Raw genomic sequence first — 26,025 nt, forward strand, 5'->3', positions numbered from 1 at the left:
TCCCCGCGCCGCGGCCCGCCGCACCGGGATCGTCGGGCGCACCCTCCGGTCCCGGCACCCCGACACCCCGCCGCCCCGCGGTCCGGCTCCGCCGCGGGCCCGCCCGCCGTCCCGGCTCCGCGGCCCACCGACTCCCCGGTCCGGCCGGGCGGCACCACCCGGGCGCAGGCGCACGGCGCCGTCGCGCGCGGCGGCACGGCGCACGGGGCCACCGGCAGGCCGTCGGCCGCCGGCCGGACCCTCGACCTGCTCGGCCGCGTCGGCAGCATCACCACGATCGCGGCCATGCTGGTCCTGTCCGCGGCGCTGGCCGGGCTCGCCGACGGGACCCCGCCGACCGGTGCGGCCGCCGAGGTCGCCGTGACGACCCTGCGCTGAGCCGGTCAGGCCGCGTCGGAACGCGCCGCCCGGTCCGGCGGCACCGCCTTCATGACGTGGTCGACGAGGTCGAGGACCATGCGGTTGCCGCCCAGGCGGTACCCGAAGTCCTCCCAGCCGAGCAGCTCGCGCGAGATCAGCTCGCCGACCGGCCCGGGGTAGATCCGGGTCGCGCGGAACGCGGCCGCCCGGATGCGCATCTTCTCGTGGTGATCCATGGGTTGCGGGTCGGTCATACCCTCACCTCCACGTCAGAGGACTGGACGTGGCGCGTCCTCCACGCTGAGTGGCTCGCCTGCGTTCCATGGTGACACCCCCACGCGGGAGCACCAGGTGACGTGCGCAGGATCTCAGGCGGCGCGTCACCGAGGTGTTCCTCCCCGGTCACGCCGACGTTGCCCGCTCGATCACCCGGCCGGTCGCCCCCGGTGGATACCGTGACCGCATGGCCGACCGCACCCGCGACCTGCTCTGGTCCGACGTCGACACCCTGTACGGGGCGATCCTCGCCCACCCCTTCGTCACCGGGCTGACCGACGGCTCGCTGCCGCACGAGACGTTCCGGCACTACATCGTCCAGGACGCGCACTACCTGCGCGGCTACGCCACGGCACTCAGCGTGTGCGCGGCGAAGGCCCCGACCGACGACGACACCCTGATGTTCGCCGAGCACACCGCCGGCGCGATCGCCGCCGAGCGCGAGCTGCACACCGACCTGCTCGGCGCACTCGGCCTCACCTCGGAGCAGGCCCGCGAGCTGCCCGTCGCCCCGGCCACCCGCGCCTACGTGAGCTACCTGCTCGCGGCGGCCTACGGCGGGTCCTACGCCGAGGGCGTCGCCGCGGTGCTGCCCTGCTACTGGATCTACGGCCGGGTCGGCGAGCACCTGGTCGGCACCGGCTCCCCCGACCCGCTCTACCAGCGTTGGATCGACATGTACGCCGGCGAGGAGTACCACGCCGTCGTCGAGGCGGTGCTGGAGGCGACCGACCGGGTCGGCGCCGCCGCATCGCCGACCGAGCTGGCCCGCATGCGCGAGCACTTCACGACGACCTCGCGCTACGAGTGGATGTTCTGGGACGGGGCGTACCGCCGCGAGACCTGGCCGGTCTGACCGGTCACCGGTTGTCGATGCGGTCCGGGATCACCAGGTGCAGGAAGAACGACACGATCCCGACGACGATCGCGCCCCAGAACGCCGCCCAGAAGCCGTCGACGGCGAACGGCAGGTTCAGCACCGACGACAGCCAGCCCGTCAGCAGGAACATGAGCGCGTTCACCACGAGCGCGAACAGGCCCAGCGTGAGGATGTAGAGCGGGCAGCCCAGAGTCGCCACGATCGGTTTCACCACGGCGTTGACCAGCCCGAACACCAGCGCGACGGCGATCAGGGTGAGGATCGAGGTGGAGGTGCCGGCACTCTCCAGCCGGATGCCACCGACCAGCACGGTCGCCACCCACAGCGAGGCGGCGACGACCAGCGTGCGGATCGTGAAGGTGAGCACGGGGCTCGGTGGGGTCATCGGTCGGTCACCGCCTGCTGGACCAGCGTCTGGAGCTGGGATCGGATCGGGTAGGTGCTGGAGGGCACGAGCTGGGTCATGAACAGGACCACCAGGTCGTCGGCGGGGTCCACCCAGAACGCGGTGGATGCCAGGCCGCCCCAGGCGAAGGTGCCCTCGTTGGCGAAGCCCTTCGTCGCGGCCCCGTCGACGACGACGGAGAACCCGAGCCCGAACCCGACGCCGCTGAACGCGGACTCGGAGAAGATGGGCCGCCCGACGGTGTCCAGGTCCGCCCCGCCGGGCAGGTGGTTGCGGGTGGCGCGGGACAGGGTCCGCGGACCGAGGATGCGGACGCCGTCGAGCTCGCCGCCGCGGGCGAGCATCCGGGCGAACCGCAGGTAGTCACCGGTCGTGGACAGCAGCCCGCCGCCGCCGGAGAGGAACGTGGGTTCGCGGGTCGCGGCCCGGGCGAGCACCTTGTTCTCGACCAGGCCACCACCGGGCCGGGCGTTGTAGAGCGTGGCGAGCCGGTCGGCCCCCGCCGAGCCCTCCGGCACCCAGAACGCGGTGTCGGTCATCCCGAGCGGGCCGGTGATCTCCTCGCGGAGGAACTCGTCGAGCCTCCGTCCGGACGCGACCTCGACGACCCTGCCCAGCACGTCGGTGGCCACCGAGTAGTTCCACTCCGTGCCCGGCTGGAACAGCAGCGGGAACGACGCGAACTGCTCACAGGCGGTGGCCAGGTCCATGCCGGCCGGCGCCCCGAACTCGAAGCCCTTGGAGCGGTACATCTCGTCGACGGGGTGGGCGTGGTGGAAGCCGTAGGTCAGGCCGGCGGTGTGGGTCAGCAGGTGGTGCACCCGGACGGGCTCGACGGCCGCGTCGGTCCCCGGGTTGAGCGCCGACCCGCCGCGGTAGACGCGCTGCTCGGCGAACGCCGGGATGTAGCGCGACACCGGGTCGGTGAGTTCCAGCGCGCCCCGCTCGGCCAGCATCAGGACCGCGACCGAGGTGATCGGCTTGGTCATCGAGTAGATGCGCCAGAGGGTGTCGTCGGTCACCGGGGCGCCGGAGTCGACGTCGCGCACACCCAGGTGGGTCAGGTGCGCGAGCCGGTCGTGGCGGGCGACGGCGACCGTCGCGCCGGCGAGGCGTCCGTCGTCGACGTAGCGGCGGAAGTGGCTGTCGATCCGGGCCAGCCGGGCGGGGTCGAGGCCGACCTCCGCGGGGTCCGCCTCGAGCGTGCCGAAGGTCGGGGAGGTCACGGGCGCGACCCTACCCGCGGGCCGGGGCCGCGGGTCCGGCGATCCGGCGCGTCACCCCCTCCTCCCCCGGCGCCGGCCCTGCGCGGCGCGGGGAACCGGCGGGGGTCGCGTGCCGGTCCGCACGTGCGGCCGCCTCCGACGGCGGGCCGGGCCGGACCGCCTCAGACCGGGACGATCTCGTAGCGGGCCAGCCGCTCCCCGCGCAGCGAGGTCGCGCGCAACGCCGCGGCCAGGGCGCGGAACGCCCGCGGGAGCCGGACCGCGACCTCCGACGGCGGGGCGGCCGCGTCGCAGGACGCCGCCAGGCGCAGCCCCCACGGCTCCAGCTCGCGCGGGTCCTCGCAGGTCCAGTCGACCTCCAGCGCGCGCAGCGGGCCCGCGGCGAGCCGCCCCGCCGCGCCGCGCGACAGCAGGTCGGTGACGAGCTCGGCCCCGGGCAGCATCCGTGCCGCGGTGAACACGATCCGCTGCACCCCCTGCTCCGGCAGCAGCGTCAGCACCCGGTCGGAGACGACCAGGTGCGGGCCGGGCAGGTCGCGGGCCAGCTCCAGCCAGTCCTCGTCGAGCGCGGATCCGGCCACCAGGTGCGCCGGCCCGGCCAGCAGCTCACGGCGCAGCTCCGCCACCCCGGGCAGCTCGACGTCGACCCAGTGCGCCGGGCCGTCGTGCCCGAGCCGCGCCGCGCGGTCGCCCAGACCCGGCCCCAGCTCGACGACGGTCCCGCCCGGGTGCCGGCGTGCGAACCCACGGACCCACTCGTCGAGCACGGCGACCCGCAGGAGCGTCGCCAGCTCGTCGGCCCGCCCCGGCGCCGATCCCAGGTCGTACTCGTCCGCGACGACGGCGGCGGCACGGTCCCCGACCAGCGGACGGCGGCGACGGGCGTCGCGGGCCCTGGCGTGTGCCGCGGGCAGTGACGTCGCCTCGAGCGCCTCCAACCGCGGACGGCGTCGTTGCGTCACGGTGTCCTTCCCCCCTCCAGCGGGCCTCCGCGAGGGCGTCGGCGCTGGTCGCGCGAACCTACTAGTTGGGCGGGGAGGTACCCGAGCCGGGAGGCGCCGGGCGGTGGACCACCCGCGGTCGGTGGCCTGTGAGCGGTCCCCCACACCGGATCGCCGCGGCGGTGCGGGCGCGGGCCCATGATGGGGGCGTGCCCCCCGCCCTCCTCACCTCCGCCGTGCACGGCGACGCCGAGGTGCTGCGCCTGCTCGAGCGCCGACGTGACGCCGGGCGTCGCCCCGGCCGGCACGCCGACGGGGCGCGGGTCGCACTGGTCGTCGGCGGCGGCGGGATGCGCGGCTCCTACGCCGCCGGGATGGTGCACGCGCTGTCGGACCTCGGCCTCGCCGCGGGCGTCGACGAGGTGTGGGGGAGCTCGGCGGGGGCGTTCGTCGGGACGGCGCTGGTCATGGGGCACGGCACCGAGGTGTCACGGGTGTTCGCCCGGGACATGGCCCGTCGCGAGTTCATCGACCCGCGCCGCTTCGGCACCCGCCGCCCGATGGTGTCGCTGGACCACCTGTTCGACCGGATCCTCGTCGACTCCCTGCCCACGGACTGGTCGCGGCTGCCCGATGCGCCGGTCCCGCTGAACGTGGTGGTCACCGGGGCCACCGACCTGCGCCCGCGGGTGCTGACCGCGCTGCCCGACGGCGCCACGTGGAAGGCCGCGATGCGCGCGACCGCGGCGATCCCGCTGCTGGCGGGCCCGCCGGTGCGGGTCGGCACCGGCGGTGCGGCCGAGGACTTCATCGACGGGTCGGTCGGCGACCCGCTCCCGGTGGCCCGGGCCCTGCGCGACGGCGCCACGCACGTCCTGGCCCTGCTGACCCGCACCGCCGAGGACCTCGTCGGGACCCCGCCGGACGCCCGCACCCCGCTGTGGGCCCGCTCGCTGGACCGGCTCGCGCCGGGCCTGGGCCGGATGGCCCAGGACGCCGCCCGGCACGGCGAGTGCCTGCCGCTGCTGGCGGACGCCGCACACCCGGACCGGGCCGGCGTGCACCTGCTGACGCTGACACCGCACTCCTCCGCCGGCATCCACGGCCTGTCCACCGACTCCGGGCGGGTCGCCGCCGCGGCCCGGATCGGGTACGAGACGGTGCTGTCCGCGTCGACCCCGGCCGCGGCCGCCTGACACCCTCTCGCCAGGACGCCGATGACTTCGGCGCGGCCCCGCGGTCGGAGCTGGTGCGGGCACCGTGTCCGCACCGGCCCGGCAGGAGGTGACCGATGCGCGACGACCCGCCGCCGCGCGCGTGGACCCGCACCGTCGTGCTCGCACCCGGTGAGTCCCGCCCGCACGTCGAGGACGACTGGCGGGGCGCCCTCGTCGTGGTCGACGCCGGGCAGATCGAGCTGTGCTGCGCCGCCGGCGGGAGCCGGACCTTCGGTACCGGCTCGGTGCTGTGGTTCACCGGGCTGAACCTGGTCCGGATCCGCAACCCGGGCGGGGACGACGCGGTGTTCCGCGGCATCACCCGCGGGCCACCGTGACCCGGTGCCCGCCTCAGCCTGCCGCGTCGAGGGCCCGCTGCCAGATCCCGTTGCGGGTGGCCACCAGGCCGAGCGCACGCGGGTCGGTCACGCACACCCCGCGGGGGCGGTGGGCGTCCCACAGCGCCGCGTCGTCGAAGACGGCTCCGCAGCCGCCGAACCGGCGGCAGCAGTGCGCCCGGTCCGGCCCCACCCACTCGGTACCGCAACAGGACATCCGCATGATCCGCACGGCGGGCAGGCTACGGGGCACCCCCGACAGTTCCGGCGGGCGGCGGGAGCGGGTCGGTGGCCAGCAGGTCGTACCAGACCCCGTCGTCGACGATCTCGTTCTCCGTGCCGTGGCACCCCGTCGGCCCGCGGGCGGCCCCACAGCCGGAACCCGGCGCGCTCGGCGACGCGGCGGCTGGCGGTGTTGTCCGCCGCCGCACCGAGCTGCAGCCGGTGCCGGCCCATCCCCCCGTCGGCGACCGGGGTGAAGGCGTGCCGCACGACCCGGCGGAGGGCCGCGGACACCGCCCCGCGGCCCCGGGCGTCGGGGTGCGCGCGGTATCCGACCTCACCCCCGGTCGGGGTGTAGGGCCGGTCGGTGCCGAACACCGAGAGGGTGCCGAGGTAACGGTCGTCGTCCGGGTCGGCGATCACCCAGCCGACGCCGGACCCCAGGGAACGCTCCAGCGTGTGGTCACGGAGCCAGCGGCGGGCGTCGTCGTCGGTGTAGGGCACCGGCAGGGTGGCGCTCCACCAGCGGGCGACCGGGTCGTTGCACGCCTCGGTGTGCCGGTCGAGGTCGGCCTCGGTGGGCGGGCGGAGCCGGACGCCGTCGCCGTCGAGCACCGGGTGCGGCCACCACGTCGTCGCCGGGGGACGGTCGGCGACGGGAGTGCCGGGCAGCAGGACCGCGGTCCAGGCGTCGACGAGGTCGTCGCCGGCGGGCAGCGCGCGGGTGCGGACGCCCTCGAAGCGGAACCCGCAGGCGTGCGCCACCCGCCAGGACGCGACGTGCCCGGCCCGGCAGGTCCAGTGCAGCGCGGCGAACCCGGCCACGTCGAAGCCCCAGTCGGCGGCCAGCCGCAGCGCACGGCTCGCGAGCCCGCGACCGCGCGCCCACGGCGCGAGCAGGTAGCCGACCGACGGCACCGGGTCGCGACGCAGGTCGATCGACCCCGCGTAGCGCGGGTGATCGCCGCACGCGGCCTCCACCGCCCAGACGTGCGGCCGCCCGACGGCCCACCGGCGGCGGGCGAGACCGACCCACTCCCGGGCCTCGCTCTCGCCGGAGTCCGGTCCGAGCGAGGTCCAGCGCTGTGTCCCGGGATCGCGGTACACCTCCAGCAGCCCGGGGACGTCGGCGTCGGTGTGCGCGCGCAGCGTCACGACGCCGTCGGTCAGCACGGGAGGCGAGGTCGGGAGGGTCACCGCGCCACCGTCACCGGCCACGCCCGTTCGGGGCAACCGGGTTCTCCTACGATCGGCGGTGTCCGCAGGGGGCGGACGAGGGGGAGGTGCCATGGCCGCGCTCACGGAGCGCCTGGTCGACCGTCGGCTGGGCTTCGGCGCCGGCGACCCGTACGTGCGCGAGCGTGACCTGCGGGTCCCGCTCTCCGACGGCGTCGTCCTGCTCGCCGACCTCTACCGGGCCCCCGGTCCGCTCCGGCCACGTCCGACGGTGCTCATGCGCACCCCGTACGGCCGCGACGGCCTCGGTTCGATCATCGGATCGTTGCTGGCCCGTCGCGGTTTCCAGGTGCTGGTGCAGTCCACCAGGGGCACCTTCGGCTCGGGCGGGCAGTTCCGCCCGCTCCTGCACGAGAGCTCCGACGGTCTCGACACACTCGCCTGGGTGCGCGGTCAGGCCTGGTGCGACGGCCGCGTCTCGATGGTGGGCCCCAGCTACGTCGGGCACACCCAGTGGGCGGTCGCCCCCTACGCCGACCCGGGGCTGTGCTCGATGAACGCCGACATCACCGCGTCGGAGTTCACCAGCACCTTCTACCCGGGCGGCGCGCCCGGCCTGCTCAACCTCGCGACCTGGGTGAACCAGATCGGCCGCCAGGAACGCACCGGCGCGGTCACCGGCTTCCTCGCGACACCGGTGTTCAGCCGCCGCAAGCGGCGTGCGGTGACGTCCCAGCCCCTGCAGGCCGCGGACGTCGCACTGACCGGGGCGCCGGTGGTGTTCTGGCGGGACTTCGTCGAGCACGCCGAGCAGCCACGGGAGTTCTGGGCGCCCGCCGAGCACGACGGTTTCGACGCCGCCGCGATGCCGCCGGTCTGCATGGTGACCGGCTGGTGGGACCTGTTCCTGGACCGCCAGCTGGTGGACTTCACCGCGCTGCAGCGCGGCGGCGCGACCGCGCGGATCACGATCGGCCCGTGGACCCACGGCGACCGCGGGTCGCTGTCGACCATCGCCCACGAGATGGTCCACTGGCTGGGCGTGCACCTGCACGACGGCGGGCACGACGGCCGCGCCCCGGTCCGGGTGTACGTCCAGCACGCCGACCGCTGGACCGACCTGCCCTGCTGGCCCCCGCCGGACGCACGGCCCACCGAGTGGTACCTCGACCCCGCGGGCGGTCTGGGGCCGGACCGGCCCGCCGGGGCGGCGCGGGCGTCGCGGTTCGTCTACGACCCGGCCGACCCGACACCGACCGTCGGCGGCCCGATGCTCCAGCCGCCGTCCAAGCAGCTGGACAACCGCGCGGTCGAGGCCCGCGACGACGTGCGGGTCTGGACCGGTCCGCCGCTGGAGTCCGACCTGGACCTGCTGGGGCCGGTGTCGGCCGTGGTGTACGTGCGGACCGGGGTGGGCCGGGGCGACGTGTTCGTACGGCTGTGCGACGTCGGCCCGGACGGGGCATCGATGAACATCACCGACGCCATGCACCGGCTGGTGCCCGACCGCGAGGCCACCGCACCGGACGGCACGACCGTGGTCCGGATGACGCTGAGCCCGACCGGGTACCGGGTACGCGCCGGACACCGGCTGCGCGTGCAGGTCGCCGGCGCGGCGTTCCCGCGTTTCGCCCGCAATCCGGGAACCGGTGAACGGACGGCGACCGCGGTCGACGGGGAACCGATCTCCTACGAGATCCTGCACGACTCCGAGCACCCGTCACACGTGGTGCTGCCACACCACCCCTGAATCCGGACATCGTCCGATCGCATTTCCGGCACCGGCGGAAATACGGATGTCCCCCGCTCCGGTCGGAAGAGCGGGGGACATCCGGAAGTGCTCGGTCACCGATGCCGGGAAGACGGTCCCGTCACGGTGCCCGGTGGTGCAGGCGCACTCAGTCCTGGACGTTGGTCTGCGCGTCGCCCTGCGAGCAGTCGCTGAAGCCCGGGGCGTCCTCACCGTTGGTGGCCTGGCCACCCAGGATGCCGAGGACGCTGGCGGCGACGTCGGCGCTGTTCAGCGTGCAGGAGAGCACGTTGGCGTTGTTGAGGGCGTTGACGTCGCCGACGTTGATCAGACCGGACTGGACGCTGTTGCGGTCCTTCTCCAGGTTGTTGATCTGGTCGGCGTTGATGCGGTCGCCGCCGTGCCCGTGGCCCTTGTCCCAGCCACCGTCACCCGCGAAGGCGAGCGGGGAGACGGCGAGCAGACCAGCGGTGACGCCGGCGGTCAGGATTCCAGCCTTCTTCAGCACAGTTATTTCTCCGTTGTGTACGGGGTCCGAGTCGGACCGGCGTGTTCGGCGTGGGTTCGGGAGCCCCGCCGATGCACAGAACGTTATCCGGTCCATCCCCGATCCAACGAACTTTCTACCACTATCGGACGAGGGGCATTACTGAACGCGAGGTTATTGCTCTCTTCCGGCAGCCGGGAATCCGCGTGGATGTCGCTTCCGGACGCAGTCCGCGACGGATCGTCACCACAGTGGACCCGATCGGACGCGTACCTTTCCGCCGGAACACGCTCGGTGATGAACCCCCGCACGGCCGTGTCACGCCGTCACCCTGTCGTAGCGCTTCCGACGGTCGCGTGAGACCGGATCGCAGCCCTCGACGGGGGGTGTGCCCCGGACGAGTGCGGCGGCACCGGGACGGGCAGCGGCGTGCCGGCGTCCGGCTCCGACGCCGACGACACGCACCGCCCGGATCGCCACACCCTCCGACCTCCCGGCCGCCGTGGAGTCGTTCACCGCGTTCCTCGGCCACCCGTTCACCCGTCACACGATCGATGCCGACGGCCACCGGCGACGACCGGCCGCGAGCCGGTCCCTGCCGCTGCGCGAGCGCCACGTCCCGCACGGCGGGCCGCACCTGGTCGATGCTGCGGCCCGCGCCGACGAGTGGCCCCTGACGACGACTCCGGAATGGACGTCCAGGGATGCCACGGCGCCGGGCACCCTGGTGTGGACCGCCCGCACCCCCGGAGAGGACCACCGTGTACGTCCCCGCGCACTTCGCCCCGACCGACGAGGACGTCCGGCAGCTGCTCGACCGCCCCGGGGCCGCGGACCTGGTCACGGCGGGCCCCGAGGGCCTCGACGCCACACTGCTGCCGTTCGTCCACGACCGCGGGCGTGGCTCGCTGCTCGGGCACCTCGCCCGCAACAACGACCACTGGACCCGCGCCGACGGCAGGCAGGGCCTGGTCATCGTCCGCGGGCCGGACTCCTACGTCAGCCCGTCCTGGTACGCGTCGACGGCCGAGCACGGCCGGGTCGTCCCCACCTGGAACTACGTGACCGCCCACGTCCGCGGCACCGTGGTCGTCCACGACGACATCGCCTGGCTGGAGGACGTCGTCCGCCGCCTGACCGACCTGCACGAGGCGGGCCGGGCCGCGCCCTGGAGCGTCGACGACGCCCCGGAGGCGTTCGTGCGCGGGCAGCTCCGCGCGATCGTCGGGGTCGAGCTCCGCATCGAGAGCGTCGAGGCGAAGGTGAAGCTGAGCCAGAACCGCCCGGCCGCGGACGTCGACGGCGTGGTGCGCGGGCTGGAGGCGGCCGGGGACCCGGACACGGCCCGGGCCGTCGCGGCGCGGCGGCGCTGACGGCCGGAGCCGGGCCGGCCGGGTGCCGCGGCCGCGCAGCGGGGTGCGACCGGCCCGGACGTCGGGGCGGGCCCACGGACGCCTGCGAGGGGGCGCCGTCGCGGAGGCGGAGCGGTGACCGCCGTCGGTGGCGGCGGTGCCGGCCGCGTCAGCGTGCTCCGCGGAAGGACCGGCGCAGCTCGTCGACGACCAGAGCCGGCACCTCCAGTGCCGGCAGGTGCCCACCCACGGCCGGGCGATGGAACCGGACGATGTCGCGGTACCGCGCCTCGATCCGACGTCGCCGGCGCGGCGCCCACCGGCGCCATCGTGCCGACCTCGACGCCCTGTTCTCCGGCCGGCTGAGCTAAGAGGTCGCGCGGATTGGTCACAGCTTGGCCGCGGTCGAGTGTCTGGGGGCGAGGGCGGGTACGGGCCTGCCGATCATGAAGTTATCTACGCTTCGTGATCGTCTGGAGGCCGCGTGCCCACCCTGCCATCATGGCTGACCGAGCCGTTGTGGGACCAGTTCACCGCGCTGCTGCCTCATCGAGACGAGTTCGATCCCACCCATCCGCTGGGCTGCCATCGCCGCCGGATCGCGGATCGGATCGTGTTCGACAAGCTCCTGCAGGTACTGCGGTTCGGCTGCTCGTATGAGGGCATCGCTGACAGCACCTGCTCGGCGACCACCATCCGCGATCGTCGTGACGAGTGGATCAGGCTCGGGGTCTTCGCCCAGCTGCGTCGGATCGTCCTGGACGCCTACGACCGCATCGTCGGTCTGCTGCTGCACGACATCGCCGTCGATGGCGCCATCACCAAGGCCCCCGGCGGCGGCGAGGTCGCCGGTCCGTCGCCGGTGGACCGGCGCAAACAGGGTATGAAACGTTCGGTGCTCGTCGAGGGATACGGCATCCCGCTGGGCCGAGTCCTGGCCGGAGCCAACCGGCACGACTCCCCGCTACTGGGCCCCACCCTCGACCGCCTCGATGCTCTCGGCCCGCTGCCCGACGACATCACCGTGCACCTCGACGCCGGCTATGACTCCGGCAAGACCCGCGACACGCTGGCCGAACGAGGCCTGCACGGCGAGATCGCGCACAAGGGTGAGAAAGCGCCGATCCAGGCCACCCGCCGCTGGCACGTCGAGCGGACCAACGCTTGGCACAACAGCTTCAACCGGCTGCAGCGCTGCTACGAACGACGAGAAATCGTCGTCGACGCGTTCTTCGACCTCGCCGACACGATCGTCACACTCCGTAGCTTGATTCGGCAGGCCTGGACCACACACCGCTGGAACGCCCGACCTGCACGACGTCCATGATCACCAACCAATCCGCGCGACCTCTAAGAGGTCATTTCAGAACGAGGTCGACGTGTCTGTTGTAGACGACAAGCGGCTATCTGACCTGCCGTTTGATCTGTCGTCGAGGGGTCAATGGAAACTCGACAAGTCGTTCTGAAACGACCTCTAAGCGGGCGCCCCCGTCCGGAGTGCACCACCGCGACGGGCTCACCCTCCGCACAGGCACTCGCTCTCCTGCGGCAGACGGTGCAGTGGCACGGCGACACCGATGACCGGACGTCCGTGGCCGGTCGAGGCGCCGTCGACGTCGGTGGTCGGTGAAGCCGTCACCGCACCGCACTCCGCCGGTCTCCGGGCGGCGTCGGGTCCACGGAGCCCGCCGGGTTCACCTGACCAGCATGCCTGCGTCGACCGGTAGCGCGACGCCGGTGACGTAGCGGGCCTCGCCGGAGGCCAGGAACGTGACCGCCGCGGTAACGTCCTCGGGTTGCACGAGGCCGACGTCGAGGAGGTTGGCGACGTCGTCGGCCGGCTTGGGCTGATCGGGCGGGGTGTCGCCGCCGCCGAAGAGCGCCTCGACCGCGGGGTTGAGGACCATGCGGGTCGCGACACCGGAGGGGTTGACACAGTTGACGCGGATCCCGTGCGGTGCGAGCCAGGTCGCGAACGTGCGCATGAGCCCGACGACGCCGTGCTTGCTCGCCACGTAGCCGTCGCTGCCGCCCTGGCCGTCCCCGCCACGCCCGGTCAGTCCGAAGGCGGAGCTGGTGAGCACGATCGCCCCACCCCGCCGCTGCTCGATCATGCGCGGTGCGGTCGCCTGGACGGTGTTCCAGACCCCGGTGAGGTTGACGTCGAGCTGGTCGCGGAACGCCGCCCGGCCGTCGGCGCCCTCCATGAGCCCGATGCCGGCGTTGGCGAGCACGACATCGGGAACCGCGTGCAGGTCGGCACACGCACGGTCGATCGCCGCCGACAGGGCTTCCGCGTCCCTCACGTCCACCGGGATCCCGACCGCCCGTCGTCCGAGGTCGCGGACCCGGTCCGTGGTCTCGGTCAGGTCGGCGTGGGTGGCGAGGTCGTAGGCGACCGTGGCGATGTCCTGGCAGATGTCCAGCGCGATGACGTCGGCGCCCTCGGCGGCGAGGGCCAGTGCGTGGCTCCGCCCCTGGCCGCGGGCCGCTCCGGTGATCAGTGCGGTCCGGCCGTGGAAGCGTCCGGTGGTCCTCGGCTGGGGAATGCTCATGCGAAGGTCGACCGTCCCGGTGCCGCGGATTCATCGGGCTGCGCGATCGGGGGGGGGCGCCCGGCGGGTCACTGCCCGGCCGGTTGCGCTCCCGCCGGAGGGGACCACCCGCGCCGCGCGCTCTCCACGACGGCCGTTCACGACCGCGTCCGGGATGGGTCCGTGGACACCGGTGGAATCCCGGTCACAGCCGGGACACCCGGACAACGAAAAAGACCCCCGGTTCCAGCGTTTCCGCTGGTCGGGGGTCTCTTTCACCTGCTGTGACTGGTCCAGGATTCGAACCTGGGAAGGCTACGCCGACGGATTTACAGAGAGCTGCCATACCGGCCTTGGCCTGCGGCGCAAGCGCGGACTACCCGTCTGCGTCCGCGTATCGTCCGTGAGCCGAACCGCGGGGGTTGTGCCCGCTCCTCCCCCAGCCCCTCGTACAGGCCGATCTGCTCGTCGTGGGGTCGGGGGCAAGGGTGGCGCAGCCATCGCGGAGCGACGCCGTAGGCGCCCTTGCGGCCGGCCCCGCGGCGTGGACGATGAAGGCCGAGGGGCAGCAACATGAGCTTGGTCTGGTGGGGCCTCCTGCTCATGTCAAGGCGCATCCGCTCTATCGTGTGACGGTGTTCGACGATGAGCTTGGGTCCGTGCTGCACGTGGCGGTACGGACGACAGGCGTTGAGTTGCTGGTGTCGGTCACCGGTGAGCTGGATGGTTCGACCGAGTATCAGCTGCGATCAGTGCTCGACGAAGCGTGGAGCGGTCCTTCTCGGAGGCCTGTGATCGTCGACTTGACCGGGCTGTCGTTCTTCGGTTCCGGCGGGATCTCGGACATGCTGGTGGCGACGGAGCGAGCGGCGCGCGAGACCCGGTTTCTCGGTTATGTAGTGGGCAACAACCGGTCGGTTGTCCGGCCGCTGAGCGTGATCGGGCTCCTGGATCGCCTACCGATTTATGCGACCGTCCAGCAGGCGAAAGCGGCCGCGACCCCTGACGACCTCTCAGGCGTGGGAGTCTCGTCCCTGTGATGCAGGCGTCCATTGGGCGTGGCCGAGGTCGTTGACGGTCCGGCATCGGCCGCATCGCAGAAGCACGTCACGATGCTCCTCGCCGGGGCTGAAGCCGTCTACGAGGACGAACCCGCAACGCCCGCAGACGAACGCCTGGCTGCTCCGCCCGCGCGGCAAAGATGACCTCAGTACGCGGTCCGCATCTTCGTCTACGACTGTGCCGACGTAGTAGCCCCCGGCATGGCGGTGGTTGCGCACAAGCAAGTAGAGCACCGGCCCGGAGCCAGCGCGCGTCGTAGATCTGGGTTCGCCTGGTCATCACGTAGGCATCGGAGAGCGCCTGTGCTGGCTCCGGGTCTGGGCCAGGCGCTACCCCCGGGAGGCAGGGCCGGGTAGACGGTCCACGGCGCCGCGAACGGGCCGGAGGTGTAGTGAGCGAGCGACGGGGGCCGGCGTGGCCGGCCCCGCGCCGCCGGAGGCGGCGCCTTGATCCCAAAGAGCCGGATTCGGCAGTACCGGCGACCGTGACCGTGTCCCGACTGCTCGCGGACTACCCTGGCTGCATGGCCAAACAGCGCGATGGACGCACGTACGCCGACGCGTCGATCCTCGAACTGGCGATGGCGGAGCTGATCGAGAACGCACGGCGCGGCGAGGTCGTGTGGCTGACCAAGGACGGCGAGCGGGTCGGTGCTGTGGCTCCGCTGGACGTGGTGGAGGCCGGGTTGCGGGCGCTGGGACGCCCCGAGCGCTGACAGCCGCTACGCGGTGGGGGTCTCGTCGAGTACCCGCCGGGTGTATCCGGCGGCGACGAGTCGGTCGTAGGCGTCCTTGACGGGCGTCGGGACGTCCTGGTGGATGGCCCAGCCCTTGTCGGCGTAGACCCAGATCCGTTGGGTGTCGCCGACCAGCATGTTGATGACCCGGTCCGGGTCGCCGATCCCCGCGGCGTAGTCGTCAAGTGGGTGTTCCTGGGACGCGCAGATGACGTCCACCTCGGGCCAGCGCAGGCGACTCATGGCGTAGCCGCGTCGCTGCTGGTAGGGCCGCGACACAATGACGATGGACGTGACGTCGATGCCGTGTTCGCGGACGAGGTCGCGGGTGAAATCGATGTTGTCGCCGGTGTTCGTCGCTCGGGGCTCGACGAGGATGGCATCGTCGGGAACGCCGAGGCTCAGGGCGTGCTCGCGGTAGTGCACCGCTTCGCCGCGCGGGAAGCGCTCCACGGTGGTGGGTGCGTTGGCGCCGGTGAACACGATCTTCGGGAACAGGCCGCGGTGGTAGAGCTCGGCAGTGTGGGTGGCGACACCGAGATCGTGGCTTCCGAGGCCGACGGCCAGGTCGACCGGCCGGAGTTCGTGGTGCATCTGGTTGAAGTCCCACAGCACGTCGATGTCGGCGCGGTACTTGGGGGGCAGGGTCGCGGTCGGCATGGCGTGTCCTCTCAGTCGGGGATGGCGAAGGTGTAGGTCCAGGCGAACCGAGACGCCGAGTGGACACCGCGGGCGACCTCGACCAGCGTGCCGTCGGCGGTGTAGGTCCGACGGTCCAGGATCATGACCGGTTCCCCGGCCGGGAGGTCGAGCCGGTCGATCTCCTCGGGCGTCGGCATCCGGGCATGGAACGACTCGGTGATCTCGTCGGGTTCGAGCCCCTGCATCGTCAGCACGGCGAATCCTCCGCCGCGCCCAGCCGGGCCCGGGGTCGGGTCGACGAGCGGGGTGCCCTCGACGTGCTCGGGCAGGTAGTAGCTGGCGAGGGTGTGCGTCGGCTGGTCGCCGTCCTTGACCAGTCGGGCCCGCTCATACACCGGGGCGCCGGGTTCGATGCCGTAGGCGTCGGCAATCTCCTGGTCGGCAGGGACCTGCCGCACGGTCTGGGTCTGATCGGTCGGCTGCCACGCCCTGCCCGACGCCTCGCGGTCGGCGGCGAACGCTACGACGTCGCCGAACTTCCACTTCTGCTTGCTATACCGGTCGATGCCGAGTCGGCGCATGGGCGGCCGGCGCCGTACGACGGTCCCTCGACGACGAATCGGGGTCACGAGCCCTTCGGCTTCGAGCAGGGCGACCGCGTTGCGCACGGTCTTGACGTTGACGCCGTACTGCCCGGCCAGCTCGTCCTGCTTGGGCAGGGTCTCGCCCGGCGCGTACCGCTCGGCCTGGATCGCGTCCCGCAGGATCGCGGCCAGCTCGCGGTAACCCGTGGTGCCCATGTGAATAACGGTAGCTGTAGCTGCCCAGAGATCACCGCAGAGGCACTTAGAACCACCTCTATTGACGAACAGCGGTCCAGCGTGCACTAATAAAGGTAGTTCTAATGATGCCGCGCTGAGCGGCCCGCTCTCTGGAGGCCAGTCATGGCAATCACCAACAAGTTCCCCGTCGCGATGGGCGACGTGTTCCCGCACGGCGCGTTCGTCGTCTCGGAGGTCGAGCCGGTACGCGACTTCGACAAGTCCACACCTGGGCGCCCGGTGCAGCAGCTCGACAAGGAGTCCGGCCTCCCGGTCTGGTCGGTGTCGGTCCTCGACGCCGACCCCGCCGCCCGCCGGACCGATAAGAGGTCGCGCGGATTGGTTGGTGATCATGGACGTCGTGCAGGTCGGGCGTTCCAGCGGTGTGTGGTCCAGGCCTGCCGAATCAAGCTACGGAGTGTGACGATCGTGTCGGCGAGGTCGAAGAACGCGTCGACGACGATTTCTCGTCGTTCGTAGCAGCGCTGCAGCCGGTTGAAGCTGTTGTGCCAAGCGTTGGTCCGCTCGACGTGCCAGCGGCGGGTGGCCTGGATCGGCGCTTTCTCACCCTTGTGCGCGATCTCGCCGTGCAGGCCTCGTTCGGCCAGCGTGTCGCGGGTCTTGCCGGAGTCATAGCCGGCGTCGAGGTGCACGGTGATGTCGTCGGGCAGCGGGCCGAGAGCATCGAGGCGGTCGAGGGTGGGGCCCAGTAGCGGGGAGTCGTGCCGGTTGGCTCCGGCCAGGACTCGGCCCAGCGGGATGCCGTATCCCTCGACGAGCACCGAACGTTTCATACCCTGTTTGCGCCGGTCCACCGGCGACGGACCGGCGACCTCGCCGCCGCCGGGGGCCTTGGTGATGGCGCCATCGACGGCGATGTCGTGCAGCAGCAGACCGACGATGCGGTCGTAGGCGTCCAGGACGATCCGACGCAGCTGGGCGAAGACCCCGAGCCTGATCCACTCGTCACGACGATCGCGGATGGTGGTCGCCGAGCAGGTGCTGTCAGCGATGCCCTCATACGAGCAGCCGAACCGCAGTACCTGCAGGAGCTTGTCGAACACGATCCGATCCGCGATCCGGCGGCGATGGCAGCCCAGCGGATGGGTGGGATCGAACTCGTCTCGATGAGGCAGCAGCGCGGTGAACTGGTCCCACAACGGCTCGGTCAGCCATGATGGCAGGGTGGGCACGCGGCCTCCAGACGATCACGAAGCGTAGATAACTTCATGATCGGCAGGCCCGTACCCGCCCTCGCCCCCAGACACTCGACCGCGGCCAAGCTGTGACCAATCCGCGCGACCTCTAAGAGGTCGTTTCAGAACGACTTGTCGAGTTTCCATTGACCCCTCGACGACAGATCAAACGGCAGGTCAGATAGCCGCTTGTCGTCTACAACAGACACGTCGACCTCGTTCTGAAATGACCTCTAAGACGGTGACGGTGAAGATCGCCGCGCCGCACCAGCCGGTCCCGCCCGAGGCCGCCGCGGGGCTGCCGTTCCGCCCGGTCGAGTTCGACGGCCTGACCGTCACCCCGTACGTGCAGGAGTCCGGCGGTCGGCCGCGGGTGGCCTACAGCTTCCGGGCCGCCGGGATGCGCGCCCCCGGCGGTCACCAGCGCCCGGGACCTGGCAAGAACCAGGACGCCGCCTGACCTGCGCTCTTGTAGGTGGAGGGGGCCCGCTGCAACGGGCTCCCCCTCCGGATCTCCCTCACCCCACGCCCTAGCCAGGCATCTGAGTTCGGAAGGACACCGACCCTAGGGCGTGTCTCCTAAAGTGCGCAACCAGGTGACGATGGCCTTCAGTGCAACTCCGCCGCGGTAGGTCAGGGCGAGTTTGTCGTAGCGGGTCGCGAGGCCGCGCCACTGCTTGACCTCGCAGAACCCGCGTTCGACGACGTTGCGGCCGCGGTAGTCGACCCGGTCGAACGCCGGTGGTCGACCGCCGCGTGTGCCGCGTCGTTTCCGGTGTCCCTGCTGGTCAGCCGGCTCCGGGATGACCGCGACGATCCGTCGTCCGCGCAGGTGGGCGCGGATGGCGCGTGAGGAGTAGGCCTTATCTGCGCGGACCCGCTCGGGCCGGGTCCGCGGTCGGCCCGGACCGACCCGTCCGACGCTCAGATGTGACATCAGGTGCGCGAACATCGGGGCGTCACCGGCCTGGCCAGGGCCGACCAGTACGACCAGCGGGCGGCCGTGTCCGTCAACGAGCTGGTGGATCTTCGTGCCGAGCCCTCCGCGGGAGCGGCCCAAGGCGTGATCGGGCGGCTCGATCAGCAGATTCTTGTAGTTCGATCCGGCCCCCTGTGTCCCGCTTCAGGGTCGCGGCGTGTTGGTGAGCGCGGATGATCGTCGAGTCGACCGACACGGCCCAGTCCACGAGACCGGCGGAGTCGGCATCGGCGAGCAGAGCTGCGAGAACCTGGTCCCAGGTGCCGTCACCGCAGTAGCGGCGGTGGCGTTTCCATAGGGTCTGCCACGGCCCGAACTCGACCGGGACATCACGCCAGGCCAGCCCGCAGCGGAACCGGTAGATGATCCCCTCGATCACTCTGCGGTGATCGGCGAACGGGCGCCCTGGCATCCCGTCCGACGAGGGCAGTAACGGCTCGAGTCGGTCCCACTGGGCATCGGTCAGGACGGCACGGCGCGACACCTACTGATCATCGCGCAGGCCCGACCAGCCGGGTTAGGAGACGCGCCCTAGATGAACACCCATTCCGCACCCGCCCCCACCGCCACCGAGACCGGTTCGACGGTGGTTCCGGTGGCCCGGCTCGTGGAGGCCGGCCTCCGCCGGGTCGCCGTCGCCATCGCGGCCACACTCGACCCGGTTCCGTCGCTGGACCCGGTCGCGCACGCGGCCCGCGCCCGGCGCCTGGCCGAGCTGCACTCGCGCCGGGCCCGCTGGTGGGCGGTGTTGGAGCGCAGCATCGTCGCCGACCACGCCATGCCGATGATCCACGCCCAGGCCGCCTACGCCGCGGTCTCGGTCGCCGAGCGCGAGGCTCGGTTCTGGTCCGACACCGCCGACGACTGGCAGGCCCGCGCCGACCGGCGTCCGACCTCCGAGGTCGCGGGGGCCATGTCGAACTGGCACGACCTCGGCCTGACCGAGCCCACCGCCCCCGGCCTCCCCGACACCTCGACGGCGGTGGCCCGATGAGCCCCGTGTCGTCCGGCCGGCCGGTGCTGCGGCTGGTCCCCATCACCGACCCCACCGTCGCCGTCACCGGACCAGGCTGGCGCCAAGACGCCGCCTGCCGCGGGTTGGACACCGAGCTGTTCTTCCCCGTCGACGACCGCGCCGCCTCGGTAGAGCCGCCGCGTCGGGTGTGCCGGGGCTGCCCCGTGCGCGCCGCCTGCCTGGCCGACGTCCTCGCCACGGAGGACCCGGCGCGGCGGTTCGGGATCACCGGCGGCACCACCCCCGCGGAGCGCCGGACCCTGCACCGCGCCGGACTCACCATCACCACCGCCCCCGCCACCACGGTCCCGACGGCCGGGGGTGACGTCGCATGAGCGCCGCGAAGCCGCCGCGCCCGCCGCGGTGCGAGGTCTGCCGGACCCCGCTGCACGAGCGCCCCGACCCGCGGCGCCGTCGGTGCGCCGATCACCTCGACCAGCTCGTGCTCGTTCCGCTCACCACCGTCCGTCGGAAGGGAGACCGTCGATGATCACCACCACCCTCGCCGCCGTCGTCACCCCGGCTGCGGACGTGCCGCTGTCCTGGGAGCAGATCAGCATGGTCGGCGGCGCCGCCCTGGCAGCCGTGCTCTACGTCCTGTACCGGGTCGGGCACTACCTCGCGCGGGTCCTGGAAGCCCTCGCCACCGCCGCCGTGGTGTTCGTCGCCCTCTACCTCGCCGCCAAGGGCATCGTCCTCGCGCTGGTGTGGGCGGCCCGGCACTGGCGCACCACCTCCACCATCACGGTGGTGTCGGCGTGGTGCTGGTGGTGGGGCTGGCCGTCGCTGCTGCTCGTCGCGCTCACCGTCGCGGCCGCGCTAGGGCTGTGGCGGGTCGCGGCGCCGCTGCCGTTCGACCACTGGGCCGGGCGGCGGATCCGGTCGTGGTGGCAGCGCTGGGCCGTCTACGCCCCGCGGATGCCGCGCTGGCTGCGCTCCTGCAACCTGACCGTCCCCGACCGGGCCGGGGCCACGGTCATCCAGGTCAACCCGCTCCGACGGACCGCGACCGCGCCCCGGTCCCGGCCGCGCCGCGACCAGCTCCCGCGCATCCTGTCGGTGCGTTCCGGCCCGTCCTGGGACGAAGTGACGGTGCGTCTGGTGCCCGGGCAGACCCCGGAGGACTTCGACACCGCCGCCCGGGCGCTGGCCGTCGCTCGCGGGGTGAACCGCTGCCAGGTCCGCGAGCTGGGCCCGAACGTGGTGTCGATCGACTACCAGCGCCGCAACCTGCTCGACCGCGTCATCGACGCCCCCGTCCTCGACGCGATGGCCGGCCTCACCGGCGACGCGATCGACCTGGACCGAGTCGTGTCCGGGGCGACGGAGTACGGGACCGAGTGGCGGCAGTCGATCCGCGGCAGCCACACCCTGGTCGGCGGCGCCACCGGCGCGGGCAAGGGCTCCCTGATGTGGGCGCCCCTGCTCTCGATCGCACCCGCGATCCGGGACGGCCTGGTGCGGGTCAACGGGATCGACCCCAAGGGCATGGAACTTGCCTACGGCCGCGACGTCTTCCACCGCTACGCCGTCACCTCCCGCGACGCGTTGGCGCTGCTCGACGACCTGGTCGAGCAGATGGAGACCCGCAAACGCGCCCACGCCGGAACCACCCGCCTCGTGCCGATCACCCGCGACACCCCGTTGGAGATCGTCGAGTTCGACGAGATCGGCGCCCTGCTCCGCTACGTCGGCGACCGCAAAACCCGCGAAGCGATCACCGAGCGCATCGCGCTGCTGACCACCCAGGGCCGCGCCCTCGGATACACCGTCCGCGGCTACGTGCAGGAGCCGACCAAGGACACCGTCCCGGTCCGGGAGCTGTTCCCGCGCCGCATCTGCCTGCGCGTGGCCTCCAAGAGCCACGTCGGGATGGTCCTCGGGGACCAGGTCTATGACCGGGGCGCGTGGGCGAACCGCATCGGCGAGTCCGAACCCGGCGTCGGCTACCTGTTCGGCGAGGGCGTCCGCGAACCCCTGCGGGTCCGGGCGTCCTGGGTGCCGGACGAGGCGATCAAGGCTCTCGAACGGTTCGTGACCGCACCCTCCCCGGACCCGGCCCGACGGCCGGCGCCGGTGCTGCCGTTCCGGCCTGGTACGCCCGCTCTGCCCACCGGAGGTGCCGCATGACCGCCGAGCAGACCGCCCCGGCGGCTGTGGACCAGGAGTCGATGACCCGCGCCCAGAAGGCGATGCTCGCCCTCTCGGCCGAGGTCGCGAACCAGCTCGCCGAGGACCACGGAGTGTGCGTCCGACCGCTCGCGATGCGCCGGATCGACCAGAGCACGGGTCGGGTCGACGTCGTTCCCGTGCCGTGCGGGTCGACGCGGGAGGACCAGTGCCGCCCGTGCGCGGAGAAGGCCCGACGCCTGCGGATGGTCCAGTGCCGCGAGGGCTGGCACCTCGAGAACGAACCCATCGCCAAGCCCGCCGACCCCACCACAGCGCAGAAGGAGCTGATGACGGTCCGCGCCGACCTGCACGCCGCCTACACCGACGCCCGCGCCAAGGGCGACGACGCCGAGTGCGAGGAGATCCGCGAGACCGTCGCCGAGCTCGACCAGGAACTACGCGCCCTCGGCGTCCGAGGACGGCTCGCCCCGCTCGACCCCGGCCCGCAGACCGTGCGTCGCTCGACCCGGCGTCGGCAGGACGCGCCGAACCTTCCGCGGCGTCCGGTGGAGGACCGCACCGTGGGCCGGGTGTTCGGCGGGAAGTACCGGCCCTCGACCTTCCTCACGCTCACGCTGGATACCTATGGGCGGGTGGACAAGCACGGCGCCGCCCTCGACCCCGACTCCTACGACTACCGCCGCGCCGCGCGGGACGCGATCCACTTCCCGAAGCTGCTCGACCGGTTCTGGCAGAACACCCGCCGGTGCGTGGGCTGGGACGTGCAGTACTTCGGCACCGTCGAGCCCCAGAAACGCGGAGCACCGCACTTCCACGCCGCCATCCGCGGCACCATCCCCCGCTCGGAACTGCGCGCGATCACAGCTGCGACGTATCACCAGGTGTGGTGGCCCGCCCACGACGAACTCGTCTACAGCGGGGACCGGCTCCCGCGCTGGGACAACCACCACCGCGCGTTCGTCGACCCGCAGACCCGCGAACCGCTACCGACCTGGGACGAGGCCACCGACCCCGACGCGCTCACAGCTCCGGCGCACACAGTCGTGTTCGGGCCGCAGGTCCACGTCAAGGGCATCCTCGGCGGCACCGAAGAAGCCGGACGGCACATCGGCTACCTGACCAAGTACCTCACCAAGAGCATCGGGCAGGCCGCCGGCCTCGACGACACCGCCACCGCCCGGCAGCGCGAGCACGCACGCCGCCTGGCCGCCGAGCTGGCGATCACCCCGTGCTCGCCGCGCTGCCCGATCTGGCTGCTCTACGGGATCGAGCCCAAGGGCGCCCGACCCGGAACAACGCCAGGGCATTGCAAGGGCAAAGCGCACAAGCCCGAACACCTCGGCATCGCCGGACGCCGGGTGCTCGTCTCCCGCAAGTGGTCCAACAAGAGCCTGAGCGACCACCGCGCGGAGCGGACCGCATTCGTTCGGCAACTCCTCGACCGCGCCGGGGTCCAGCCCGCCTACGCCGTCGACGACGGCCCGTTCGAGTGGGAGACCACGAAACCTGGGGACACCGACGTGCCACCCCGCACTGTGCTGCTGCTCCACGCGATCAACCAACGGAGTCGATGGCGCGCCGACTACGACGCCGCCGTTCTCGCCACCACCGACGCGGCACCCGATGACCGTTCGGCAACCGAGGGAGCAGCGGCATGACGAAGGCGACGGAGCGGCTGACGGTCATGCAGGTGTGCGCGGAGCTGGGGATCTCGCGGTCGACGTTCTACGAGTGGCGGGCGAAGAACCGGGCGCCGCGGTGCATCAAGCTCCCCAACGGTGACCTGCGGGTCCGTCGTGCGGAGTTGGAGCGCTGGCTCGACGCGCACGAGGAGGCGGCCTGATGGAGACCTCCTATGACGTGCGGATCTGGAAGGTCGAGGTGTACTCGGGCGCTCGCACGACGACGCACACCGTGAAGTGGTCGGTCGCCGGCCGACGCTGGCGGGTCCCGTACAAGACCGCCGCTCTGGCGGACGCCGTCCGTTCCGAGCTGCTGGTCGCCGCCCGGCGTGGCGAGGCATTCTCGCTGGACACCGGCCGTCCGATGTCGATGGATCGGTCCGAGCGTCGTGTGGGGTGGCTGCCGTTCGCCCGCGAGTACGTGGCGATGAAGTGGCCGCACCTGGCCCCGAACTCACGACGCAACACGGCGCGGGCACTCACCAACGCCACCCTCGCGCTGCTCACCGGCGAGCGAGGCCGGCCGGATGACGCGACACTGCGCAAGGCGCTCACCGCCTGGGCGTTCAACGTCCGGGCCAGCTCGAACGGCACACCACCGGAACAGATCACACGGGCGCTGTCCTGGCTCGAACGGAACACCCGCGAGGTCGGTGAGCTGGCCGAGCCCGTCGTCGTCCGCGCCGTCCTGGACGCCCTCGCGGTTCGTGGAGACGGCGGCCGCGCAGCCCCTGCCTCGATCGCTCGGCAACGCGGCGTCGTGGTCAACCTCGGCGAGTACGCGGTGGAGCGCCGTCTCCTGACCCGCAACCCGGTCACCGCGATCGCGTGGAAGATCCCGCGCACGGTGAAGACGGTGGACAAGCGAGCCGTCGTCAACACCGCCCAAGCCCGCGCCCTGCTGTCCGCCGTCGGCAGCCAGAAGCCGAGCGGCCCGGGCCTGGTCGCCTTCTTCGGCCTGCTCTACTACGCCGCCCTCCGGCCGGGCGAGGCCGTGACGCTGCGCGCAGCTGACCTCCGGCTGCCCGACGAGGGCTGGGGCGAGCTGCTGCTGACCGGCTCCACCCCCGAGGCCGGCGCTTCCTGGACCGACAACGGCCGACGTCGCGAGGAGCGGGAGTTGAAGCACCGGGCCCGCGGTGAGACCCGCTCGGTCCCGTCTCCCCCTCCGCTCACCGTCCTGCTGCGGGCGCACCTCGCCGAGCACGGCACGACACCGGATGGCCGGCTGTTCCGCGGTGTCCGCGGCGGCGATCTCCCGGAAGGCACCTACTGCCGCGTCTGGCGGAAGGCCCGGATGGTCGCTCTCACCGAGTCGGAAGCCGCCTCACCGCTCGCACGTCGTCCTTACGACCTGCGCCATGCCGCCGTGTCGACGTGGCTCAACGCCGGTGTCCCGTCGACCCAGGTCGCTGAGTGGGCCGGGCACAGCGTCGCCGTCCTGCACCAGATCTACGCCAAGACCATCGTCGGCCAGGAGGACGCCGCACGGCAGCGGATCGCCGACGCCCTCGGGGATGCCTCGTGAGCGACGAAACTTCGGTACGTATTCGGTACAGCCACCCGCCGAACCCCGGTCAGGGCCGGATACGACCGGACAACATCATCTTCGCGCGGACGGGCGTAGCCGCTGGTCAGGGGCGTAGTGTCGGGGTGGTTGCGGGGTGCCCCCGGTCGGACTCGAACCGACACTGGGACCCTTTTAAGGGGCCTGCCTCTGCCGTTGGGCTACGGGGGCGCCGCGACAGCGTAGCCAGGCGGGGAGGACTCATGCCGAGCACCGAGAAGGTCGACCTCCGGGGCGCCGCGGCGACCCTGCTGATGACCCTCTACATGCGACGCCTGGACGCACGGTCCCGTCGTCCGATCCTGGGCGACCCGTGGGCGGAGCCCGTCTGGGACCGCATCGAGCACGACGTCCACGGCCTCTGGCAGTTCACCGGTGACGTCTCGACCATCGCGTGTCGCGCCGCGATCCTCGACGACTGGACGCGGGAGTTCCTCGCCATCGAGCCCGCGGGGCAGGTCCTGCACCTGGGCTGCGGACTGGACAGCAGGCCGTTGCGGGTCGGAGTGCCGTCGACGTGCCGCTGGGTCGACGTCGACCAGCCCGAGGTGATCGACGTCCGCCGCCGGCTCTACGAGATGCCCGACGGTATCGAGCAGGTCCCCGGCTCCGTCACCGACGACGGCTGGTGGTCCGCGGTGGACCCGGCACGGCCGACGCTGGTCGTCGCCGAGGGCCTGTTCATGTACGTCCCGTCCGAGGCCGTCCACGCCACCGTCGGTCGGGTCGTCGCCGGTACCCCCTCCGCGACGCTGGCGTTCGACGCCGTCGCCCCGTGGACTCTGCGGGCCTCGCGCTGGACGCCGACCTTCCGTGCCGTCGGCACCGAGTTCCGCTGGGCGTGGGATCCCGCCGAGTTCGCGCACCGGCACCCGTCGCTGACCGAGCGCGACGACGTCTCGGTCTACGACGAGGTGTCGCTGCGCGAGCCACGGGTGTGGCTGCGGCCGCTGCTGTCGGCGGCCGGGCACGTCCCCGCCGTGCAGGACTCGATGCGCCTGCACCGGTTCACCACCGGCTGACTGGG

General features: G+C 72.3%; 26 protein-coding genes, 1 tRNA gene and 2 pseudogenes. 17 read left to right on the top strand and 12 right to left on the bottom strand.

The window, feature by feature from the left end; all coding sequences use genetic code 11:
- Positions 1-378: pseudogene (locus KPF47_RS30680) on the top strand (hypothetical protein); the annotation flags it as partial.
- Positions 379-383: 5 nt separating this feature from the next.
- On the opposite strand, the gene KPF47_RS30685 reads toward KPF47_RS30680, so the two are convergent.
- Positions 384-614 carry a hypothetical protein gene (locus tag KPF47_RS30685; protein ID WP_224392286.1) on the bottom strand — a complete coding sequence of 77 codons (231 nt, stop codon included), beginning with the start codon at positions 612-614 and terminating at the stop codon, positions 384-386.
- A 209-nt stretch (positions 615-823) separates the two neighbouring features.
- On the opposite strand from KPF47_RS30685, the gene tenA reads away from it, so the two are divergent.
- A complete protein-coding gene (gene tenA, locus KPF47_RS30690) occupies positions 824-1,492 on the top strand; it encodes a thiaminase II (protein WP_224392287.1) in 669 nt (222 codons plus the stop codon).
- Positions 1,493-1,496: 4 nt separating this feature from the next.
- On the opposite strand, the gene KPF47_RS30695 is transcribed toward tenA, so the two are convergent.
- The 3 genes from KPF47_RS30695 to KPF47_RS30705 form a co-directional block, all read right to left on the bottom strand.
- Positions 1,497-1,901, bottom strand: a complete 405-nt coding sequence (locus KPF47_RS30695; RefSeq protein ID WP_224392288.1) for a phage holin family protein — start codon at positions 1,899-1,901, stop codon at positions 1,497-1,499.
- A complete protein-coding gene (locus KPF47_RS30700; RefSeq protein WP_224392289.1) occupies positions 1,898-3,148 on the bottom strand; it encodes a serine hydrolase in 1,251 nt (416 codons plus the stop codon). Before KPF47_RS30700 ends, KPF47_RS30695 begins: the two co-directional genes overlap by 4 nt.
- Positions 3,149-3,309: 161 nt before the next feature.
- On the bottom strand, positions 3,310-4,110 hold the full coding sequence (locus KPF47_RS30705; RefSeq protein WP_224392290.1) for a hypothetical protein: 801 nt from the start codon (positions 4,108-4,110) through the stop codon (positions 3,310-3,312).
- A 188-nt stretch (positions 4,111-4,298) separates the two neighbouring features.
- On the opposite strand from KPF47_RS30705, the gene KPF47_RS30710 reads away from it, so the two are divergent.
- Together KPF47_RS30710 and KPF47_RS30715 are read left to right on the top strand one after the other, a co-directional pair.
- A complete protein-coding gene (locus tag KPF47_RS30710) occupies positions 4,299-5,285 on the top strand; it encodes a patatin-like phospholipase family protein (RefSeq protein ID WP_224392291.1) in 987 nt (328 codons plus the stop codon).
- A gap of 95 nt (positions 5,286-5,380) precedes the next feature.
- A complete protein-coding gene (locus KPF47_RS30715) occupies positions 5,381-5,644 on the top strand; it encodes a hypothetical protein (protein WP_224392292.1) in 264 nt (87 codons plus the stop codon).
- Between the two features lie 87 nt (positions 5,645-5,731).
- Here the strand turns inward: KPF47_RS30715 and KPF47_RS30720 are convergent, their stop codons facing one another.
- Positions 5,732-7,099 (bottom strand): GNAT family N-acetyltransferase, encoded by a 1,368-nt coding sequence (locus KPF47_RS30720; RefSeq protein WP_224392293.1) that lies wholly within the window; start codon positions 7,097-7,099, stop codon positions 5,732-5,734.
- A gap of 55 nt (positions 7,100-7,154) precedes the next feature.
- Between KPF47_RS30720 and KPF47_RS30725 the strand changes: the two genes are divergently transcribed.
- Entirely contained in the window at positions 7,155-8,792 is a 1,638-nt protein-coding gene (locus tag KPF47_RS30725; RefSeq protein WP_224392294.1) for a CocE/NonD family hydrolase, read from the top strand.
- A 148-nt stretch (positions 8,793-8,940) separates the two neighbouring features.
- Here the strand turns inward: KPF47_RS30725 and KPF47_RS30730 are convergent, their stop codons facing one another.
- Entirely contained in the window at positions 8,941-9,300 is a 360-nt protein-coding gene (locus KPF47_RS30730) for a hypothetical protein (RefSeq protein WP_224392295.1), read from the bottom strand.
- Between the two features lie 740 nt (positions 9,301-10,040).
- On the opposite strand from KPF47_RS30730, the gene KPF47_RS30735 reads away from it, so the two are divergent.
- Together KPF47_RS30735 and KPF47_RS30740 are read left to right on the top strand one after the other, a co-directional pair.
- Positions 10,041-10,652 (top strand): FMN-binding negative transcriptional regulator, encoded by a 612-nt coding sequence (locus tag KPF47_RS30735; protein WP_224392296.1) that lies wholly within the window; start codon positions 10,041-10,043, stop codon positions 10,650-10,652.
- A gap of 463 nt (positions 10,653-11,115) precedes the next feature.
- Positions 11,116-11,958 (top strand): IS5 family transposase, encoded by an 843-nt coding sequence (locus KPF47_RS30740; RefSeq protein WP_224386276.1) that lies wholly within the window; start codon positions 11,116-11,118, stop codon positions 11,956-11,958.
- Between the two features lie 367 nt (positions 11,959-12,325).
- Here the strand turns inward: KPF47_RS30740 and KPF47_RS30745 are convergent, their stop codons facing one another.
- Positions 12,326-13,186: a mycofactocin-coupled SDR family oxidoreductase gene (locus KPF47_RS30745; RefSeq protein WP_224392297.1), complete on the bottom strand. Its 861-nt coding sequence runs from the start codon at positions 13,184-13,186 to the stop codon at positions 12,326-12,328.
- A 530-nt stretch (positions 13,187-13,716) separates the two neighbouring features.
- Here KPF47_RS30745 and KPF47_RS30750 point away from each other — a divergent pair.
- Together KPF47_RS30750 and KPF47_RS30755 are read left to right on the top strand one after the other, a co-directional pair.
- On the top strand, positions 13,717-14,205 hold the full coding sequence (locus tag KPF47_RS30750; RefSeq protein ID WP_224392298.1) for an anti-sigma factor antagonist: 489 nt from the start codon (positions 13,717-13,719) through the stop codon (positions 14,203-14,205).
- Between the two features lie 545 nt (positions 14,206-14,750).
- On the top strand, positions 14,751-14,942 hold the full coding sequence (locus KPF47_RS30755; RefSeq protein WP_224392299.1) for a hypothetical protein: 192 nt from the start codon (positions 14,751-14,753) through the stop codon (positions 14,940-14,942).
- A gap of 6 nt (positions 14,943-14,948) precedes the next feature.
- Here KPF47_RS30755 and KPF47_RS30760 read toward each other — a convergent pair whose 3' ends face one another.
- The 3 genes from KPF47_RS30760 to KPF47_RS30770 form a co-directional block, all read right to left on the bottom strand.
- Positions 14,949-15,623, bottom strand: coding sequence for a YdcF family protein (locus KPF47_RS30760; protein ID WP_224392300.1), 675 nt, complete (start codon positions 15,621-15,623; stop codon positions 14,949-14,951).
- Between the two features lie 11 nt (positions 15,624-15,634).
- Positions 15,635-16,405, bottom strand: coding sequence for a GntR family transcriptional regulator (locus tag KPF47_RS30765; protein ID WP_224392301.1), 771 nt, complete (start codon positions 16,403-16,405; stop codon positions 15,635-15,637).
- A 371-nt stretch (positions 16,406-16,776) separates the two neighbouring features.
- A complete protein-coding gene (locus tag KPF47_RS30770) occupies positions 16,777-17,619 on the bottom strand; it encodes an IS5 family transposase (protein WP_224386276.1) in 843 nt (280 codons plus the stop codon).
- A gap of 229 nt (positions 17,620-17,848) precedes the next feature.
- On the opposite strand from KPF47_RS30770, the gene KPF47_RS30775 reads away from it, so the two are divergent.
- The gene (locus KPF47_RS30775) at positions 17,849-18,082 is read left to right on the top strand and encodes a hypothetical protein (RefSeq protein WP_224392302.1); all 234 of its coding nucleotides are present in this window, start codon (positions 17,849-17,851) and stop codon (positions 18,080-18,082) included.
- A 105-nt stretch (positions 18,083-18,187) separates the two neighbouring features.
- Here the strand turns inward: KPF47_RS30775 and KPF47_RS30780 are convergent.
- Positions 18,188-19,085 (bottom strand): annotated as a pseudogene (locus KPF47_RS30780) (IS5 family transposase).
- Positions 19,086-19,136: 51 nt separating this feature from the next.
- Here KPF47_RS30780 and KPF47_RS30785 point away from each other — a divergent pair.
- The 6 genes from KPF47_RS30785 to KPF47_RS30810 all read left to right on the top strand — a co-directional run bounded on the left by KPF47_RS30785 (position 19,137) and on the right by KPF47_RS30810 (position 24,959).
- Complete coding sequence (locus KPF47_RS30785; RefSeq protein ID WP_224392303.1) at positions 19,137-19,595, top strand: hypothetical protein; 459 nt, start codon at positions 19,137-19,139, stop codon at positions 19,593-19,595.
- On the top strand, positions 19,592-19,951 hold the full coding sequence (locus KPF47_RS30790) for a WhiB family transcriptional regulator (protein WP_224389270.1): 360 nt from the start codon (positions 19,592-19,594) through the stop codon (positions 19,949-19,951). Before KPF47_RS30785 ends, KPF47_RS30790 begins: the two co-directional genes overlap by 4 nt.
- A 223-nt stretch (positions 19,952-20,174) precedes the next feature.
- Positions 20,175-21,746 (top strand): FtsK/SpoIIIE domain-containing protein, encoded by a 1,572-nt coding sequence (locus KPF47_RS30795; RefSeq protein ID WP_224389916.1) that lies wholly within the window; start codon positions 20,175-20,177, stop codon positions 21,744-21,746.
- On the top strand, positions 21,743-23,407 hold the full coding sequence (locus tag KPF47_RS30800; RefSeq protein ID WP_224392304.1) for a helitron helicase-like domain-containing protein: 1,665 nt from the start codon (positions 21,743-21,745) through the stop codon (positions 23,405-23,407). The genes KPF47_RS30795 and KPF47_RS30800 overlap by 4 nt, the downstream gene beginning before the upstream one ends.
- A complete protein-coding gene (locus KPF47_RS30805; protein ID WP_224387932.1) occupies positions 23,404-23,592 on the top strand; it encodes an AlpA family transcriptional regulator in 189 nt (62 codons plus the stop codon). The genes KPF47_RS30800 and KPF47_RS30805 overlap by 4 nt, the downstream gene beginning before the upstream one ends.
- Positions 23,592-24,959, top strand: a complete 1,368-nt coding sequence (locus tag KPF47_RS30810) for a tyrosine-type recombinase/integrase (protein WP_224387931.1) — start codon at positions 23,592-23,594, stop codon at positions 24,957-24,959. The genes KPF47_RS30805 and KPF47_RS30810 overlap by 1 nt, the downstream gene beginning before the upstream one ends.
- Positions 24,960-25,096: 137 nt before the next feature.
- On the opposite strand, the gene KPF47_RS30815 is transcribed toward KPF47_RS30810, so the two are convergent.
- A tRNA-Leu gene (locus tag KPF47_RS30815) sits at positions 25,097-25,169 on the bottom strand.
- A 32-nt stretch (positions 25,170-25,201) separates the two neighbouring features.
- On the opposite strand from KPF47_RS30815, the gene KPF47_RS30820 reads away from it, so the two are divergent.
- Entirely contained in the window at positions 25,202-26,020 is an 819-nt protein-coding gene (locus tag KPF47_RS30820; protein WP_224387930.1) for a class I SAM-dependent methyltransferase, read from the top strand.
- Positions 26,021-26,025: the final 5 nt, after the last annotated feature.

The organism is Pseudonocardia sp. ICBG1293 (genome assembly GCF_020131355.1).
Taxonomy (GTDB): domain Bacteria; phylum Actinomycetota; class Actinomycetes; order Mycobacteriales; family Pseudonocardiaceae; genus Pseudonocardia.

Bases quoted from the DNA above. Each gene is read 5' to 3' on its own strand.
- KPF47_RS30820 (WP_224387930.1), top strand. From the start codon at position 25,202: ATGCCGAGCACCGAGAAGGTCGACCTCCGGGGCGCCGCGGCGACCCTG.
- KPF47_RS30685 (WP_224392286.1), bottom strand. From the start codon at position 614: ATGACCGACCCGCAACCCATGGATCACCACGAGAAGATGCGCATCCGG.
- KPF47_RS30800 (WP_224392304.1), top strand. From the start codon at position 21,743: ATGACCGCCGAGCAGACCGCCCCGGCGGCTGTGGACCAGGAGTCGATG.
- KPF47_RS30745 (WP_224392297.1), bottom strand. From the start codon at position 13,186: ATGAGCATTCCCCAGCCGAGGACCACCGGACGCTTCCACGGCCGGACC.
- KPF47_RS30775 (WP_224392302.1), top strand. From the start codon at position 17,849: ATGACCTCTAAGACGGTGACGGTGAAGATCGCCGCGCCGCACCAGCCG.
- KPF47_RS30805 (WP_224387932.1), top strand. From the start codon at position 23,404: ATGACGAAGGCGACGGAGCGGCTGACGGTCATGCAGGTGTGCGCGGAG.
- KPF47_RS30695 (WP_224392288.1), bottom strand. From the start codon at position 1,901: ATGACCCCACCGAGCCCCGTGCTCACCTTCACGATCCGCACGCTGGTC.
- KPF47_RS30790 (WP_224389270.1), top strand. From the start codon at position 19,592: ATGAGCCCCGTGTCGTCCGGCCGGCCGGTGCTGCGGCTGGTCCCCATC.
- KPF47_RS30785 (WP_224392303.1), top strand. From the start codon at position 19,137: ATGAACACCCATTCCGCACCCGCCCCCACCGCCACCGAGACCGGTTCG.
- KPF47_RS30765 (WP_224392301.1), bottom strand. From the start codon at position 16,405: ATGGGCACCACGGGTTACCGCGAGCTGGCCGCGATCCTGCGGGACGCG.
- KPF47_RS30725 (WP_224392294.1), top strand. From the start codon at position 7,155: ATGGCCGCGCTCACGGAGCGCCTGGTCGACCGTCGGCTGGGCTTCGGC.
- KPF47_RS30810 (WP_224387931.1), top strand. From the start codon at position 23,592: ATGGAGACCTCCTATGACGTGCGGATCTGGAAGGTCGAGGTGTACTCG.
- KPF47_RS30750 (WP_224392298.1), top strand. From the start codon at position 13,717: ATGAAGGCCGAGGGGCAGCAACATGAGCTTGGTCTGGTGGGGCCTCCT.
- KPF47_RS30755 (WP_224392299.1), top strand. From the start codon at position 14,751: ATGGCCAAACAGCGCGATGGACGCACGTACGCCGACGCGTCGATCCTC.
- KPF47_RS30760 (WP_224392300.1), bottom strand. From the start codon at position 15,623: ATGCCGACCGCGACCCTGCCCCCCAAGTACCGCGCCGACATCGACGTG.
- KPF47_RS30715 (WP_224392292.1), top strand. From the start codon at position 5,381: ATGCGCGACGACCCGCCGCCGCGCGCGTGGACCCGCACCGTCGTGCTC.
- KPF47_RS30795 (WP_224389916.1), top strand. From the start codon at position 20,175: ATGGTCGGCGGCGCCGCCCTGGCAGCCGTGCTCTACGTCCTGTACCGG.
- tenA (WP_224392287.1), top strand. From the start codon at position 824: ATGGCCGACCGCACCCGCGACCTGCTCTGGTCCGACGTCGACACCCTG.